Source organism: Schlesneria sphaerica (genome assembly GCF_044336245.1).
Classification (GTDB): domain Bacteria; phylum Planctomycetota; class Planctomycetia; order Planctomycetales; family Planctomycetaceae; genus Schlesneria; species Schlesneria sphaerica.
In genome coordinates, this window is the sequence record NZ_CP172346.1 from 5,752,204 (window position 1) to 5,769,170 (window position 16,967).

The 16,967-nt window shown below is 57.6% G+C and carries 12 protein-coding genes; 2 read left to right on the forward strand and 10 right to left on the reverse strand.

Features of this window, described 5'->3' with window-relative positions; all coding sequences use genetic code 11:
• Window positions 1-21: 21 nt before the first annotated feature.
• Window positions 22-1,308 (forward strand): alpha/beta hydrolase family protein, encoded by a 1,287-nt coding sequence (locus tag ACGY09_RS20810; protein WP_397569278.1) that lies wholly within the window; start codon window positions 22-24, stop codon window positions 1,306-1,308.
• Between the two features lie 387 nt (window positions 1,309-1,695).
• On the opposite strand, the gene ACGY09_RS20815 is transcribed toward ACGY09_RS20810, so the two are convergent.
• The 6 genes from ACGY09_RS20815 to ACGY09_RS20840 all read right to left on the reverse strand — a co-directional run bounded on the left by ACGY09_RS20815 (window position 1,696) and on the right by ACGY09_RS20840 (window position 13,097).
• Complete coding sequence (locus ACGY09_RS20815) at window positions 1,696-2,616, reverse strand: YitT family protein (RefSeq protein WP_373653054.1); 921 nt, start codon at window positions 2,614-2,616, stop codon at window positions 1,696-1,698.
• Window positions 2,617-3,161: 545 nt separating this feature from the next.
• The gene (locus ACGY09_RS20820; RefSeq protein ID WP_397569279.1) at window positions 3,162-3,632 is read right to left on the reverse strand and encodes a RidA family protein; all 471 of its coding nucleotides are present in this window, start codon (window positions 3,630-3,632) and stop codon (window positions 3,162-3,164) included.
• Between the two features lie 67 nt (window positions 3,633-3,699).
• Window positions 3,700-5,532 (reverse strand): CRTAC1 family protein, encoded by a 1,833-nt coding sequence (locus tag ACGY09_RS20825; protein ID WP_397569280.1) that lies wholly within the window; start codon window positions 5,530-5,532, stop codon window positions 3,700-3,702.
• Window positions 5,532-8,486 (reverse strand): multiheme c-type cytochrome, encoded by a 2,955-nt coding sequence (locus tag ACGY09_RS20830; protein WP_397569281.1) that lies wholly within the window; start codon window positions 8,484-8,486, stop codon window positions 5,532-5,534. The genes ACGY09_RS20825 and ACGY09_RS20830 overlap by 1 nt, the downstream gene beginning before the upstream one ends.
• A 1,608-nt stretch (window positions 8,487-10,094) precedes the next feature.
• On the reverse strand, window positions 10,095-11,762 hold the full coding sequence (locus ACGY09_RS20835) for an AAA family ATPase (protein WP_397569282.1): 1,668 nt from the start codon (window positions 11,760-11,762) through the stop codon (window positions 10,095-10,097).
• Window positions 11,763-12,206: 444 nt separating this feature from the next.
• Window positions 12,207-13,097: a phosphorothioated DNA-binding restriction endonuclease gene (locus ACGY09_RS20840; protein ID WP_397571896.1), complete on the reverse strand. Its 891-nt coding sequence runs from the start codon at window positions 13,095-13,097 to the stop codon at window positions 12,207-12,209.
• A gap of 206 nt (window positions 13,098-13,303) precedes the next feature.
• On the opposite strand from ACGY09_RS20840, the gene ACGY09_RS20845 reads away from it, so the two are divergent.
• Window positions 13,304-13,501, forward strand: a complete 198-nt coding sequence (locus ACGY09_RS20845; protein ID WP_397569283.1) for a hypothetical protein — start codon at window positions 13,304-13,306, stop codon at window positions 13,499-13,501.
• A gap of 35 nt (window positions 13,502-13,536) precedes the next feature.
• Here the strand turns inward: ACGY09_RS20845 and ACGY09_RS20850 are convergent, their stop codons facing one another.
• From ACGY09_RS20850 to ACGY09_RS20865, 4 genes are all read right to left on the reverse strand, one after another.
• Window positions 13,537-14,487: a hypothetical protein gene (locus ACGY09_RS20850; protein WP_397569284.1), complete on the reverse strand. Its 951-nt coding sequence runs from the start codon at window positions 14,485-14,487 to the stop codon at window positions 13,537-13,539.
• Window positions 14,488-14,587: 100 nt separating this feature from the next.
• Entirely contained in the window at window positions 14,588-15,508 is a 921-nt protein-coding gene (locus ACGY09_RS20855) for a hypothetical protein (protein ID WP_397569285.1), read from the reverse strand.
• Between the two features lie 121 nt (window positions 15,509-15,629).
• Window positions 15,630-16,289 carry a hypothetical protein gene (locus tag ACGY09_RS20860; RefSeq protein WP_397569286.1) on the reverse strand — a complete coding sequence of 220 codons (660 nt, stop codon included), beginning with the start codon at window positions 16,287-16,289 and terminating at the stop codon, window positions 15,630-15,632.
• 39 nt (window positions 16,290-16,328) lie between these two features.
• On the reverse strand, window positions 16,329-16,910 hold the full coding sequence (locus ACGY09_RS20865) for a hypothetical protein (RefSeq protein WP_373653062.1): 582 nt from the start codon (window positions 16,908-16,910) through the stop codon (window positions 16,329-16,331).
• Window positions 16,911-16,967: the final 57 nt, after the last annotated feature.

Sequence of the window (16,967 nt, forward strand, 5' to 3'; positions counted from 1 at the left end):
TTGTGCCAGATCTGCGGGGGAATGTTATCCGTGTCGAACACGCATCCATCAGTCATGATCTCGACTTGTCTGGGGGCAATGTGCGGGTTGATGTTATCCGCCGTGGCCCTGGCTCAAGAGACCGCTCCTGCGGCGGTTGCTCCTGCGACAGAGACCCCTTCGGCACCCATCCGATTTGACCTGCAGGCGTTGGCGAATCCTCCTGCTGTTTTTCCCGCTGACGACCTTCAGGTCGAGGGGGTCAAAGCCTTCTACTATCAGGGGTTGAACTACAACCAGCGACCGACACGCGTGTTCGCCTACTACGGCGTCCCCGCGAAAAGGGAGGATTCGCATGACAGTCGGTTGCCCGCCATCGTTTTGATCCATGGAGGAGGGGGCACCGCCTTCGACCGCTGGGTGAAACTCTGGAACTCGCGCGGTTACGCTGCCATCGCGATGGATCTGTGCGGATGTGTTCCGGTTGGAACCTATGGCAACTGGAAACGTCATGACGATGGTGGTCCTGCAGGATGGGATGCCAGTTTCAACCAGTTAGAAACGCCCGTCGAAGATCAATGGACTTATCAGGCGACCAGCGCGGTCGTCCTTGCTCACTCGCTGCTCCGCTCGTTCCCTGAAGTGGACCCGGATCGAATTGGGGTCACCGGGATCTCGTGGGGTGGCTATTTGACCTGCATCGTGGCAGGGGTCGACTCCCGCTTCAAATTTGCTGCTCCCGTCTACGGCTGTGGTTTCCTCGGGGAAAATTCAGCCTGGCTACCCGCCTTTGAAAAGCTCGGTCCTGAAAAAGCGGGACTCTGGCTGCGACAATGGGACCCCTCGGTCTACCTTCCCCAGGCAGAAATGCCGATGCTGTGGGTGAATGGAACCAATGATTTTGCTTACCCGATGGATTCATGGCAGAAGTCTTACCGCCTGCCAAAAGGAAACCGTGATCTGTCCCTTCGCGTGCGAATGCCGCATGGTCACGGCCCGGCAGGCGAAAACCCCGAAGAGATTCACGTCTTCGCCAATTCCATTCTAAAACATGGCCAACCACTGGCCCGCATCACTGCCCAGGGTCAGGCCAACAATAATGAGATCTGGGCGACCTACAAGTCCGATGTTCCAATCACCAAAGCCGAATTAAACTATTCCGTCGATACAGGACGGTGGCAGGACCGAAAATGGGAGACGCTCGCCGCAGAAATCGATACCACCACCGGCCGTGTCTTTGCCCAAATTCCTGCCGAGGCAAAAGTCTACTACCTGAACCTGTTCGACGACCGCAACTGTGCCGTCAGTACTCAGCACATCGTCAGGTAACGCGCCTCAGCCTCACTGCCAGCGCCCCTTGGCGATGAGGCCGTCAATACCGGCCCTGTTTGTTCATCTGCTTTGACAGAACAGTCAGAGAAGATGGGCTTGTTTATTATTAAATGCCCCTCGCGTTTTGTCCGTTTGCGTCAGCTGTCAGTCGACCAAGGGCACTATGGGACGACTGCTGCAAACGCCTATTCAGGCATTAACGGGCTGCGCTAACGGGCCCAGCCGTCTGACAACAATCCCCAACCAGATCCGCTCCTGCTCTTCGCTGGTCCTGTACTGACATTGCCGGGGCGTCGGTCTGACGGGAGCTGCCCGCGGACCGCGATGGCGACCAAAGGTCCGGAAGAGTTGGCTATTGTCCGACGCACGTAACCGGCCACGTACTCAGTGCAGCCCCGACCGCTTGACCATTCCTCCCTGAACATCAGACAGGGATGTCGTCACCACGAATGCCGACGGATCGACATCGAATATGATGGCCTTCACCTTACCAATCTCAAGTCGCGTCACCACGCAATAAAGGATTTCCTGATCAGCACCGCTCTTCCCTCCGCGGGCCTTATAGATCGTCACCCCACGTCCAAGTTCATCCATGATCCGGATACGAATCGGCGAACTCTGCTCAGACACAATCGTTAAGGCGGTGTATTGCTCGATGCCGTAAATAATGAAATCCAGCGTCTTCGCTGCTGAGACATACGTCAGAATCGAGAAGAGCGCCTTCTCAACCCCCAGCACAAACATCGCCACGAAAAAGATGACGACATTGATCGCCAGAATAATGTCCCCCACCCGGAACAGGTGACTCTTCTTACTGATCAGCAGGGCCGCGATTTCGGTTCCGTCCAGGACCGCGCCACCGCGAATCGCCAGACCAATTCCTGCCCCGATGAAGAATCCGCCAAACACGGCCGTCAGCAGATGGTCTTCTGTGACATCAGGAAAATGCACTACCTGCAACATCAATGCGAGTAGACCGATCGCACACGTACTTCGAAACGCGAAGGCGAGTCCGACCTGACGATACCCCATTGCGATGAACGGGAAATTGATGACGGGCAACAGAACGGAAAGTGATTGTCCGGTCGACTTCGCCAGCAGCATCGAGATACCGGTCACCCCACCGTCGATGAAATCGCTCGGCATCAGGAAGCCATGTAAGCCCATTGCCGCAGAAAGTGCCCCGAGCACGATGAGAGCCAGATTGCGAATTTCCCGCAGCTGCCGTTTCTGGATGACGAATCGCGCTGAATCGAGCAGTCGTTCCTGAAGAGTCGAAAGCAGGTCGCGGAACGTACTTGGCATAGATTCTGATTCGGTCTTCCAGAGTGACAAAAGACAAGGAATAAGCGGTATAACTGTGTTGTCTGAAATTGGGAAGTGTTGCTAGCCGAAACTCCCCGAAAACACCTTCTTTTCGCGTGCGGAGCTCATCCCTCGTAGGGAGCAACACTCAATTGGACGTCCATCTTCCCATCCTTCCTATGCATTGGAACGTGATGCCGGGAACACTCAATCCTGAGATTTGCGCAAGCTAAAGCACAGATAGGTTTGTTTTCTGAGCAGGGTTAACAGGACTCAACAGGAAAGGGCCCGGTGACCTCGACGAATCCAGAGGAAGTGTGACGCGTCACGTCGCTCCGGATCTTGACACACTGCTCCCACCCCATGAGACCCGCGTACCACCCACACGAGACTGCTCCTCGCTCTGCGCTCTCCCTTCAAACCCGCCGACCGACAAGCCCCGACGAACGAAGCAGCAACCAGCTTCCCTGTCACCTCTCTGCTCATCACTTTTATGGTCCGACGGGAGCGGGCCCCTAAAGGTCGACTTCCCGTGGGTCGTGCCTCTAGTCAACCACTTCGGCCCAGATCGCCAACTCCACTGCCGCGTTCATCGGCAGTTCATTCGATCCCACCGCAATACGTGTATGTTTTCCCGCTTCGCCAAAAACTTGAATGAGCAGTTCCGAAGCCCCATTGATCACTTGAGGCTGACGGGTGAAGCCGGGGGCTGATTGGACGTAGCCTTCGACGCGGACGATGCGAGTCACCCGATCAAGGCTTCCTACGCACTTCTTGATCTGCGCCAGTGCATTGAGGGCACACATCCGGGCGGCGTGAAATGCCTGTTCCTCGTGAAGTTCGGTCCCTACTTTCCCTTTGAACATCAGTTCCTTGCCCACCATCGGCAACTGGCCGCTGGTGATGACCAGATTGCCTGTCCGCAGGACCGGCACATAGAAACCGACCGCCTCTAGCGCACTCGGCAACTGATGGCCAATCTGCGAGAGACGCTGTTCGACGACTTCTTCTGTCATGATGCCTTGTCCTCTCGTGGTAGGGGTATGGGAAGCACACGTTCAAAATACCACGGCACAGCCCAGTTCAGGAGTCCGGTGTCACTGTCAGCACCTGATCGACGTGAGGAGCCAGGATGACCTTGCGCTGTCCACCAGGCCAGGTTACCGTCACCTGCTTGATGGAATCCTTCTTGCCCAGACCGAACGTCACTGGCAACTCACTTTGAGAAAGATAACTGCGAGTCGGCATCACCTGAGCATTCATCTTCTCTGAGTCCAGTTCAACTTCGATCTGGGCACCGATTGCGGACCGACAGGCATGTGGCCCCCGTGCATCCACGCGTAACCAGTGATGTCCCAGCTTCTGATCATTGCGCAACAGTCGCGGTGCCGAATTCACCGCCGCGAACAACAGGTCCAGATCCCCGTCGCCATCGATATCCGCCGCAGCCGATCCCCGTCCGACCATCCGCTGGTAGAAATCGACGCCGGACTTCGCCTTGGGCACTGCCACAAATTCCGTCGGAGACTCAGGCCCGCAGTTCCAGAAGAAATGCGGCGACTGGGCATACTGCTGGCTCAACTGCACCTTGCTGATCTCATTCTCGAGATGACCGTTCGCTCCAATAATGTCCGGGCGTCCGTCCAGATCGATGTCGAGGAACAGTGTTCCAAACTTGAGTTCCAGTCGCGATTGCGGACCGATCCCGGTCGCATTCGCCTCGTCCACAAAATCCATCGAATCACCGCGTGTCACATAGAACGCAGTCATCTCGTTAGAAAAATTTCCAATCACTACGGCCAGATGTTCGCCATTGCGGAAGCGGGCCGAGTCGATCCCCATGGCCCCACGGGCGTTTCCCTGCTGGTCAAACGCGACGTTGTGCAGAATGGCAACTTCTTCGAATGTTCCATCCCGCAGGTTGTGGAACAGAAAATTCTGGACGGTATCGTTTGCGACAATAATGTCCATGAACCCGTCACGATCCGCATCCACGAAGGTGACCCCCAGCGACTTCGCGACAGCGACATCCTTTCGGGCCGGGTTCGTGACGTGCAGTCCGGCAGACTTGCCAACTTCTGTGAACTTGCCTTGATCATTGCGATAGAGATACGGAAACGTTCCGGGGAAGTTTTGGGGACGGCCGTAGGCACGCTCACGTCCCGTCAAAGTGAAGGGCTGGGCCTTATCAAACTCACGGTCCCACTTCACGTAATTGGCCACAAACAGGTCCAGGTCGCCGTCGTTGTCATAATCCAGAAAGCCGCAACTGGTGCTCCACTCCAGTTGGTCTCCACCAACCCCGACCTCTTCGCTGACATCAACGAACTTCCCACCCTCATTCCGAAACAGCCGATTGGGCCCCACCGCCGAAAAGAAAATATCGAGGTCGCCATCAGAGTCGTAATCGCCGATTGCAACCCCTTGTCCGTAGAAGGCCACATTCAGCCCAACCTCGTCAGTGACGTCCGTGAATCGACACTCGCCGTCATTCCGGAACAGCTTCTGCGTGGGGACAGGATCCAGCGGCTGATCGTCCCATGGCCACTGAGTCGAGTTGACGAAGAGAATGTCCTGGTCGCCGTCATTGTCGTAGTCGAGGAACGCACACCCCCCGCCCATCGTTTCCGGCAGCAGTTTTTCTCCCGTGGCGCCGCTGTAGTGCTGGAACCGCAGACCGGCCGATTCGGTGATATCGACGAATGGCATCTCCGGAATTTCGACGGTCGGTAACTTACGTCGTTCTGGCGGAGCCACCTGGGTCGTGATCTCGACTTTCGGGGGTTTCTGCAGCGATTTCCAGTAGAAGAAGCCTCCGACGACAATCGCCGTCAGAGCAATGGCACTGGCAGACCAGACAAAGGCCCGGCCCACCACGGCATCATCCTGCTCTTCTCCGTTTTGAGGTTGATTCATCACTTATCTTCCTTGTCTGCCACTTGTGTCGCATCCGCTGAGACCTGCTGCGCTGCAAGCCCCGGAGCACCGGCGCGATGAAGTTGATAGATCACGATCGGCTCGGATGCTTTCGCAGCGGCAGGATATTTCACTTTTGCCTTCTGCTGAGCCACATCGCGGGCATTATCATCCTGTTTGTATCGCTCATGCAGCCTGCCGTGCTCTTTGGCAAGGGCGTCGTGCCTGTCGACCGCTGCCTGATCCCCTCGCGCGTCGGCAATCAACTTCAACTCGGCATGGATCTGTCGCAGTCCGTAATGCGCCGCGACGTTCTCGGAATCCAGCTTCAAAGTTTTTTCGTACTCAGTGGCGGCCTGTTCCAGCAGCACCTGGCGAGCCTCCGTTTCTGCGGGGCTGCGAATCTGCTTGGCCTGCTCAAACAGCGTTTGAGCGAGCAGGTTAATCACTTCGTAATCCATACTGAAATCGAAACCCCGTTCAGTCCGTTCCGGCGTCTTGTCGTAAAGAACCGAACGAAACGCCTTTTCTGCACCTTCAAGGTCACCTTGCTGGAGATTGATCATCCCCGTCAGCCAGGCAATCGTCCACGGCGGTGCTGGCGGATCTGTGAACTCGGACGCACGGGCAATGGCCGCCGTCGCCTCATCAAGCAGTCCTTCCTCAAAGTAGGAACGGGCAATATTGAGAGCCCCGTCATACCGCTTGTTGTCTTTCAACTGTTCCAGCCTGGTAAACGCTTCATCCGCCTGCTTGAGCTCCGCACGGCCTTTCAAGAACAGGCCGATCCCGTAGTCGTTCCACCGTTGCCAGACGGGAATGTCAACCTTGGCGTTCTCGACAACGGCATCACTGCCATCTACGGGGAAGGTGATCTTGTCCACCGCCAGTGTCGTGATCGGCAGTTCGTTCAGGTAGGGTTCCCCCGGCTTGTGCCCGCGGATCGGCAGGTCCCCAGGTTTCGCCGTCCGGGTGAAGAAATCAGTGAAGATTTTGTCGAACTTGCGATATTGAAGCTTCACTTCCACCGTGATCGGTTCGGTCACATCCTCAGGAACCGGCAGGCTGTAGTGCACTGTACTGGCAGCCCCCGGCGGAATCTGATTGTTGTAAAGTGGTGTAAAAATATCCTGCGGATTTCGACGGTCGATTCGATTCCCGTCTTTGTCCAGCATGAACACATTGATGAAGTGTGACCACGGATCGACTTCGCGTTGTTCGTCCAGACCCCCACTGCGGCCAATCACCCTGCCGCCGCTCGTGGCGATGACGTCCAGCCACACCTCGTTGGAATCGACCGTCCCCTGCGTAAAGGGATGCCCCATCTTCAGCGTCCGGACGACCGTCTCCAGCAGATACGTTTTCCCCGGCTTGAGCGTGGGCACTTCGGGGCGAAGCGGAGCGATCAATTCCCCATCCACCTCGCCACCCTCTTTCACTCCGAAGATATCGACCCGGAGTTTCTCTTTGAGAAAATCCTGATGAGCCTTGACCGTCGCGTCGTCATCCTTCAGCCAGGCAAGCCCGGTATTGGCCGCTGGAAAGAGATGATTGTGAATACTCGGCTGCTTTGCTCCGGCAAACAGCCGTGCCCCAAAGTCCTGGGACTCCTGCAGTGGCATATGACAGCCATTGCAGTTCTGCACGGCCTTATCGGGATAGTAGAAACTGCGGGCGCCGTGGCCCGAAACACCACTCAACAGGTACGTGTCATGGTGATTCTGACCACGCAGGAATTCCTTGTAGTGGTTCAGGGCATAAGGCAAATGCACCTTGTGGCACGTCGAACAGAAATCCGCCGACTTGTGAAAGTCTTTCAGGAAGGTCTTCTTGTGCAGCGCGGGCTTGGCTTTCACCAACTGGTTATTGACCCATTGCAGCACTGCGTTATCGCTGAAAGCGAAGGGATAATGTTCCGGTTCTTCAATCGTGTAATCGGCATTGCCACGGGTGCTGTTGACGTGCGTGATCGAATGGCAAACCGTGCAGGTAATCCCGGCCTGAGCCGTCGGATGATTGACGTCATCAAACTTGGGATCGTCGAACGCCCCGCTGAAGAAGGGGACCGGGTCGTGACAACCGGCACACCAGCGCGCCCCTCGAACATCTCCGTCCCGTTTGAACGATACTTCGCGTGTCTCCCGCACACTGGCCAGGTACGCCGGATTGTTGAACGAACTGAGATGATGCGAGCTGTGGAACCAGCCCTCGTACGCATCCTTATGACACTTCAGACAGTAGTCGTCCCGCATCATGGACTCGGCCGGAATAAAATTCCCGGTTGAGGTCCGGGCAAGCGACGGGAAGAAATACTTGTCCGCTCCCTCCTTCGGTCCCGCCTGATTCCACTGACGGGGATCCTGGTTGTGCAATGAGATCAGAACTGCCGCTGTCGCACCGACGCCCACGACATACCCCAACCCCAATTTCCAGCGAATTTTGGGGCCAGCCAGCCGATGCAGCCAGTAAAGCCACAAGCAGAAGAGAGGCGACAGGACGTGAGCCCAGTAAATCAGCGATCGCGTAGACGCATTTTTGATGACGAAGACCGAACCACCACCCCCGAAGTCGATCCGCATGAGCAGAATGCCGCTGACCAGCAGAAATAGCGAACCGACCAGCAGAGCATAGCCCACACGAATCGCCCGCTTGTTCTTCCGCAGTCGTGTATTGAATAAGTGAATAAAGACGAAGACCAGAAACGGAACGAGCATCACCAGACCAAGCAGCAGGTGACCGCCGAACATCAACATGTAGAACCAGTTCTCATACGTCCGGTCCGAGTTCCAACTGAGGAACGTCACCGTCGCCAGATAGACTGAGTTCGCTCCCAACAGGGCGATCAGCCCGTAGATAAACCACATCAACACCCGCAACCGGGGACCGACGGCGGGAATCACGATGGCCCGGGCCGGACGCGGCAGGGGTCTCGAGGAAGGAGCAGGGGTCGACATTCAGAAAACTCCGTCAAAAATCGCTGATGAATGGACGTGAACAGTATGATTTCATACTTCAACGCACTTTCGACAAGGTCACCGGTACTCAAATGTGAGAGCACCGACTGATGCAGTCGTCACACTGCCGACAGAGGCCACCAGGAAGGGGAAGGGAACACCGTTCCGCAGGGGACACACGAAGGACAAGCCGGGCGACCTCGCCAACGCGCAGTCATTCATCAAGCGAATTTCGGGGGGCGATCAATCCCCCCCTGACGTTGTTCGATCAAACAACGTTCTGACTCAGGGTCCGGATGAACCCAGGGATGCTCTGCCAGAAGGGGAGGAATCAGGCACAGGCAGGATTTCTTCACTGTCTGATCCCGACTGCTGGATTCCGATCGTCGCAGAGGAGCTGGGGCCGACTTGCGGCACAATGGCCCGGTACAGGCCGGTACCGAAGGCCCTGACCTGGGTAAACGTCGAGACAGAAACACCTCTGTGACGTCCTCATGGTGGTCTGGCCCATCGTAGCTCGCCAGAACTTGATTCACCGCATCGTCTAACGAGTGAAAGCTCAAATGCACCCGACCGGTGTGAAGGTAATCACCACACGTGGCCCAGGCAGAATCCCCGACAAGCGTCAGCCCGATCAATGCCAGCAGCCAGAGGATCGAGGTAATGAGCCCCGAACCTGCGAATGACCCGACTCGCGACCCGCCTGACATGGATGCTGGCTCAGAAAAAGGATGATCCGAACGTATCGACCATTTTTGTTATTGCTCTGTAATGTAGGGTTCATCGGTAAGGCGAGTCAAATTACGGCGATTATGGAGCATGAAAACTCAACGCCGGTGAGCGTTTCCCGCAGAGTATCGAGAGTTCCCAATTTCCAGCGCAAGCGTCCTCGTTCCAGACTCCTGGGTAGCCGCGGTTGCCGCGTCTTCGCGGCGACCGCGGCGGCGACAGCCGCAAGAGGTTTCCTCACACCAATCCCCCCAGTCCCCTCGTCAATCCCCTCTGCAATCCCCCAATACGATCCCTGTTTTCTGGTGTCCCGGTTCCAGTCCCTCGCCGACCCCCAAGCCTCCCGTTGCTCCGCAACCCAGACGTCCAAAGCGACGTCTGGGCCCCCCCCCCTCGTGTCGCCTGGAAACTCAACGCCGGTAAGCATTTTCCGCAGAGTACCGAGAGCTCCCAATCTCCAGCGCAAGCGTCCTCGTTCCAGACTCCTGGGTAGACCGGGTTGTCGCGTCTTCGCGGCTACCGGGGCGGCGAGAGCCGCAAGAGGTTTCCTCACATGAATCCCTAGTCCCCCTCGTCAATCCCCTCATGCGATTCGCCTGATACGATTCCAGTTTCTGGAGTCCCGCTCCCGAGCCTCCCGTTGCTCCGCAACCCAGACGTCCAAAGCGACGTCTGGGCCACCCCCGTACTGTCGAAGGAACGATAACGAACAAGTCTCCGTCCCCACGGCACTCCGTTTCAACGGACTTTCCAGACATCTTTCGCACCTTCATTCACAGCAATTCGTACAGCAACTTCATCCAGGTCCCCTTCGTTATGGCATTTCGAAATGCGCGCTGCACGTTGTTGAGCACCTTGAGCACCTAATTGACAAAACCCCTATTTTTCAGGCGTTTCGATTAGATGCTCACGTTGAGCATCTTGAGCATCTTGAGCAACTAATCGAGGAGACCCCGCGCGGTAGAAAAATCCCTCCCCCGGCAGTCGCCAGTACCACTGACTGCTCCGGCCTTTCCCCTTTTCCCGATTGGTCCTACAACCCAGGCTCTTAAACGCTCGACGGAGCGTTGACCAGCAGATCTCGTTTTCCGCCGCATCCTCGCGGACGATGGTCGAGAGAACCCGTCCGCCACTCAATCGCTCATAGAGCCACCGGGCGGCCCGGTCCCGTTCGTACCGGTGCTCCCGCTCCAGCGGCTTTTGAGGCTGCACGGTCGCTTCGTCGAGATAGTCATCCCCGGTGATCGTGACAGGTTCCGGATCCCAGTGAATCAGCCCATCCGCTGGCGCGTCCTTTTGCTGTGCACCGTCTTTCTGTGCACCGTCACGCAGCGAGTAACCAAACCCGCGACGGTCCCTCTGGGAAAGAGCTTTAAGAGGAATCAGCATCCGTCGATTCCCTTCGTCCAACTCCCGCACGATCATCCAGGCCGAGCGAGCCACCCCCGCGAGAGCCGCCAATCCAGATCCACCCCGTCTCCGAAGGGCCCGGACAGTGTCCGCCCCCCCTGAGTCCGAAACAGCAAGAATCGCGACTCCGGCCCGCCGGGCCAGTTCCGCAAGTTGAGCGACGTCAGCCTCCACCTGTGATCGGCCGCGGTGCGATTCGAGATAGATATCGACGGGATCAATGACGATCATCCGGATGTCGACCCCCTCGTTCTGCAACCGCTTCAATTCCGTCGCCAGCACAGGCAAATCACGCCGCAACTGAAACGACCAGGGGCGAATCTCCTGTGGAAAAGGGACGCCTGCCGACTCGGTCACCGCAGACACGTCCGCATCGGCACCGGGATCACTCGCCAAGAGATCGTCGCAACCGCACAGCGCATACACGCGAGCCAGATCCGCTCCCGCTTCCGCCAGTCGCGGCCGAATCACCTCCGTCAGCAGTTGCGCCGAAGAAAAGACCACCACCGCAGGCCGGGCTACCAGAGGATCGTCATCTGGCGGAAGCGAGTCTATCCGACAATCTACAACTGGCTCGGAACCACCAGAGCAGGGGGTATTCTCCTCGTCAGTCGATGGAGCGATTGCGTCGCTGACCGAACATCCCGCCACGTGCGATCGGCTGATGGCATTTGCGTCCTTATCCGCCCAGTTGCTGAGGGCAGCCCGCGAGTTAGCGATCAAATCAGCGGGGGTATTGTTCTCCCGGTCGACTCCCGCTTCGATCTCACCAGCAGCAGAAAAACCCCTCGCCCGAGGCCCTGGTAAGCCGCGCAGCACAGAGACCATCAGTCCTACGGCAAGCCGGCTTTTCCCCACCCCCGCATTTCCCGCGAGCAAGGTCACCGCCCCACGCGGAATCAGCCCCTCAATAACCCACTCCGTCGGTTCCGCCACCAGATCCGCCAGGGACCGCAACCCGACCTTCGGTTGCCGGTCGTCCCCGACCGAATTCCAACTCCCCGCAGCCCCCGCCGAAAACCGCTCGGGAATTCGTCCCGAACGATTTTCCCGAAGACCATCGTCCAACTTCACCGGGTCAGCAGCAACCCGGTCCGGAAAAGCCCAGTCAGGGGGCGAATTGGAAAACCTGCGCATGCGTCACATCCCGAAGAAACCCGAAACCAGTTCTCCGCAACATAACACAACCACATCATAACGTCAAGATTTTTTGTCGCAAGTACCCCATTCAAGAACGGCCACTCTACGAAGTTCCCGTTACGGTCTCCATCTCCCCCCCTCGCCATGCCACTGCTTCGACCGTCTTCTCCGAAGCAGTGGCCCCGTGCACAACATAGAATGCTTTGATCCGCAGATTGCACGGATTTTCGCAGAGGTTTCCCTGACCTCGAAATCTGCGTCGCTCTGCGTCATCGGCGGATCTTCGTGTGATTTACCGCAAACTCAGATGCGATTGCCCTGGGGGGGGGGACACAACGGCAGAGTCACCCCAGACCTGCTGCAGGGGGTCAGTTCGACCGTGAGTCCGGGGAGCTCTGGTTCTGGGGGACTGAGCTGACGGGGCCCGTGATTCTTTCGGGCTCATTGGCATAAGAACGGCCCGTGAAAGACTTCTTCCCGATGCCAGTTGAGATATTCGCGGGATGGTCGCCACGTCGGGGATTGGGATTCCCTCAACGGTCGGCCGTGGAATGCCATGAGCCATTCGCTTAGACCACTGGTGCCGTTTGCTTTCTGCGACACACACAGTGCAAGATCATCGCTGATCGTAAAGGCACCTCGATCAAACAGCTTGTGATGCATGCTGCACAACGCAAGTCCGTTTGTTTCGGCGTCCGGTCCCCCCGCCTGGTGCCATTTGATGTGCGCCGCCTCAAGGGCAACGTGATGGTTCCCAATCCGAACGTCATAACCGCAGACCGCGCATCGGTATTGATAGGCAATCAGGATTCGCTCTCGAAACGCGGGGTCGCGCTTACGTCGAATCGATTGTTCAAACTCAATTTCGAGTCCAACCGCGAGAAGAATATCTCCAAATATGGAGGCCGGAAAATGCTGCGACAGGATCTCGATGGCGAGTTCAGAAATGAGCCGCGGCTGCGTCACCAGAAGGGTGTAGACTTCCTCAGTAAATCCACCATAGACGCCGTATTTTAACAGTTCAGATTTCTTGGCATCCGTCTGCCCGGCACGTAACTCGGCCTGATCGGCGTTACTGAGTTCCCAAATACCATCGTTCTGAAGTCGCCAGAAGGGGTATTCTGGATGGCACGACTTCCGTTCAGGTCCGAATTCTAAAAGTAGTAACCGCAAATCACGGTCGACCTCAGAATAAGGAATTCTTCGCTGGTTGGAATTCACCAATCGACCGAGCGCGTAAAGCAGCAGTAAAGGTTTGTGTGGCGCGCGTTGATCTCCCCGCTTCCAAACCACAATTTGGCGTACTCGTTGCTTTAATTGCTCCGGTGTCATCGAGCCAAAGTTGCTCCGCACTAAGTTTTTCCAAATCTCATCTGGAGAAAGTCAGTGAATCTCGCTGAGCAGATCGTGGGGCAATAGTCGGACTGAATGAGAAGAAGATGCGCACATCTGTCCACACGGTACATCAACTGAATTTGTTTTGAAACCTCGTCCGGTGAGAGGATCTCGAAGATTTTGGGAAAGCACTTGATGCGACGATGCAGCAAACCAAGGCCCAAGAGCACTGCTTGCACGAAGCGGGCAAGCAGTGGCATCGATTTGAATTTGGCCGTGTGGCCTGGTGGAAGGACGGGGCGGGAACGGAAAAAGGTCGGAAACTCGGGGGTGAGCTTCCGACCTCTGCTTATGGGGTGTTAACCCTGGTCCTGTTTTCGGGGGATCAGCGTTTGGGCTGAGATCCCTTTCGCGGTTGTTCTCCGCTGGAGGCTGTCTAGGCGGGGTCTGGGACTTCGTCCAGATCGAGACTTAAGTCGGAGTCCGATCCAAAATCGTCATTCGCGCCTTCGATGCCGACAGAATCGAGTGGCTGTGGAGCCGCTTCGATGCTGCCAGGAGCGGACTGGATTGGGGGGACGACATCGCTTCCTTGCGGAATCGGCTGGGGAACCGCTGAGGGAACCGTATTCGGCGGGCAGTTCCCGTCGATCGCACCATTCGTGTAGTACGAGTTGACGCCGCGTCCGAAATGACCGTGGTGTCCGAAATGGCCTCCTGTGTAGGGTCCCATATATCCAGCCCACTGACCATTGCAGAACCGTGAGGCCTGTACAGCAGGGGCATGGATGTGCCACTGTGCGGGAACTGGTCGGGGTGGCAATCGGCTGGGGTCAGGCTGCCAGAAGGGAACGTGCTGATATTTATAGCCGAGCTGTGTCGTATCGGTCGGCTGATAAACCATCGGCGCGGTCGACTGACTGTAGTCAGCACCGGCCCCGTACCACTGGGCGGGGAAGTAGTGCTTATACTCGACACCCCGTCGCTGCAGGGGGTACTTGGCTGGGGGTGAATACCCATAGTCAGGCGAATGCTTGCAGTAGTGTTCGCCGAACTTGCCGTGCAGACATCCGTGGCAGTGGTGACCGGGTGGGCAGGCCCCTCCTGGTGGGCAATTTCCTGTCGGACAGCTACCGTCGATATAGCCGGTCACCGGTTCGCAGTTGCCGGTCGGGCAGGGGGTTGACCTCAGGTGATGGCCACCGACCTGCTGCACCCCTTGAGCGTTGCGGGCGCTGGCAGGTTGAACGGTCGTCCGGGGACGTCCGTCGGTAATCCGGACATACCCTGCATTATTCGGCCCCTGCTGTGAGAATCCCCGGTCAGCCGAGCCGAGGACCAGCACAAACGCGGCCGCTATCAATCGATTCGATTTTGTGAACCTCATCGTAGTTTCCTTATCATCGCCGGTCGGAGCCAGTCCGTGGCGGAGGCGGTACTTGAATGCCGCGATCCGCGGCGGCTAAAGAGGGTGATTGTGAATAAACTCAGTACGCGGGGTGCGAAACGGGGACGAGTCGACTTGAGGGGACTCCCCAACCGTATTCGTAGGTATGACCGACCACGGGAGCCAGCGGAACAGCCATCGGAATGCCGTATCCCTGGGCCGCCCAGACCTGACCATCGCGCGAGTCAGTGTGATAAGGATTGACGGGATAGACCCGGCCGTAGTGTCCGACCCAGGGAAGTCCCGCTCCACCACCACCCGTGGGAATGAAGTAGCCAAACTTCGCCTTGAAGTAGTCACACATGTCCTGACCCGAGGGGTCGTGGTAGTACATCGATGGTGTGTGACCCGTGGACCGGCCGTAGGCGTTTTCTAAGGCCAGACTGTGTCGTTGAGTGCGGCGGTGCACCGAGGCTCCCCAACTGTTGTCATTACCCCAGTCGGAATAACGCCAGTCCTGACGAGCATACTTGCGGTAACCGCGGGCACTGTCGTGGAATTCGACAGGACCAGGTCCATATCCCTGCCCCGCCCCAACCCCTGCAACCGCACCTGCACCGAAACCCGTTCCGGCCCCGGCGCCCGACCCATCTCCAAAACCCGAACCAGCACCTGCGCCTGATCCGACACCAACGCCTGCACCTGCTGCTCCGCCAGTACCTGCTCCGGCACCAGATCCGTTTCCGTAACCGGACCCCAGTCCTCCCGAGGTGGCCGATCCCGAGAACGCAGGAACCTGAGTTCCCGATGTGCATCCTGGTGCGGCCGTCGTGTTGCAGTTGGCTTCGTGGAAAGCGCTGACGGGGGTCACCTGGTCGCTGGCAGGGGTCCCCGCTTTGGCCTTGGTAATTCGTACGACGCCCACCGGGCTGGACTCATCGGCCAGCAGCGTCCCTGCAGGAGCAGCGGCAAGTCCCAGGACGAGCGTACTCCAGACAACATTTTTGCATAACGACTTCATATCAAAAATCCTTCCATTCCCTCGGATGGATTGGTTCAACCTCTGATCCATACGGTGTTAACAAACGGTGTTCGAAACTGAATGCGGAACCGGTGTTCTGCCGAATTCCGTGCGTTCGCCATTACTTGGCGACTTTGAAAACGCGATACTGCAGGTCCTCAGCTTGAATGACGTAAACCGTGTGTGGTGAGATTTCTCTCTGCACTGGGACACCTGTCACGCCCCCCCACTGAGGCGCAGTCGCTCCGCCGATTCGTTTTGCAAAGGGAATTGAAGGGGGGTGGCAGCTCAATTCCGGTCCATTCCGCACCCAGACAACCGGTCCGTAACCTCGGATATAGTTAAACCAGTCGCGGGCATTTTCTTTTTCCGTATTGACGACGTCACAACTCGCTCGATGAAGCCGGGCGTAGTAACAATCCCGGGATTTCGCACGCAGCTTGGCGGCATGCGGATCAGGAAGCTGATTGGGAATGACTTGCCCGTCGTTCCCTACGTTCGGATCGACCGTGGTATCCATCAGCACCACTGTCGAACTGAAGCTCGCCTGAGTCACTTTTGAGTCGGATTCCGCGGCCTCGGCCTCGGCCTCCACAGAGGGGGTCTCGACCTTCGCCGGTGCGGCGGGCGCCCTGGCAGCCGACCGCGGTTCACTGCTACGTAGCCGGATTTTGGCCGGGGCTTTCGGAGTCACTTTCTCTGCCGACCAGGCCGGCGAGACCGTCACAAACCCGACCACCGTCAGTAGCAGTGGAGTTCCCAGTTTGAACTGCCAGTGCATGATGAGATTCCTTTCTCGAACGGGATCAGCCTCGACCGATTATCGCCACGCTCCGTGCATGTACGACGTTGCTGGTGGGTGCCACCCGGCTCCGCTCAGCAGGCCGGGGTAAGCGGAACGGTACTTGACCTGAACCATGGTCCCCTGCAGTTCCCACTTCTCATGCGACCGGACACCCAGCGGGGTCAGGAGCCAGTGCCCCTTGACCCGGTGGTAGTACGGTGGGTACATCGCGCGGTAAGTGTGTGGATACAGCATCTCGTGCGGGGCAAGTGCCTGGTTGGTGATCATCGTCGATCCGGTCCAGATCGGGATGTTCGGCCGTGGGCAGGGATACATGGGTGCTCCCAGGTAGGCGTACCCAGGTTGCTGCTGCGGGGCCACACCGCCGCCCCCACCCAGATTGGCATCGATGGCCATCGGGGCCTGTCCATCGAACTGACCTTTGCGGTAAGAAGCGGGTTGACTGGAGAGCGCAGGTGCCGCTTCGTCCGTCGCGGACGTCACGGGCATCAGATCCGCTCCGAACGGATCAATCTCTTGATCCTGGGCATGGATCGAAGGCATCATTAACGCGGAAAGAACCACCGGCCACACGGCGGACAACTTAGAACCAATCATCGAATCCCCCTCCTTGGGTCGCCTTCAGCAACGGGTGCCGGGCAAGACTCCCTGTTC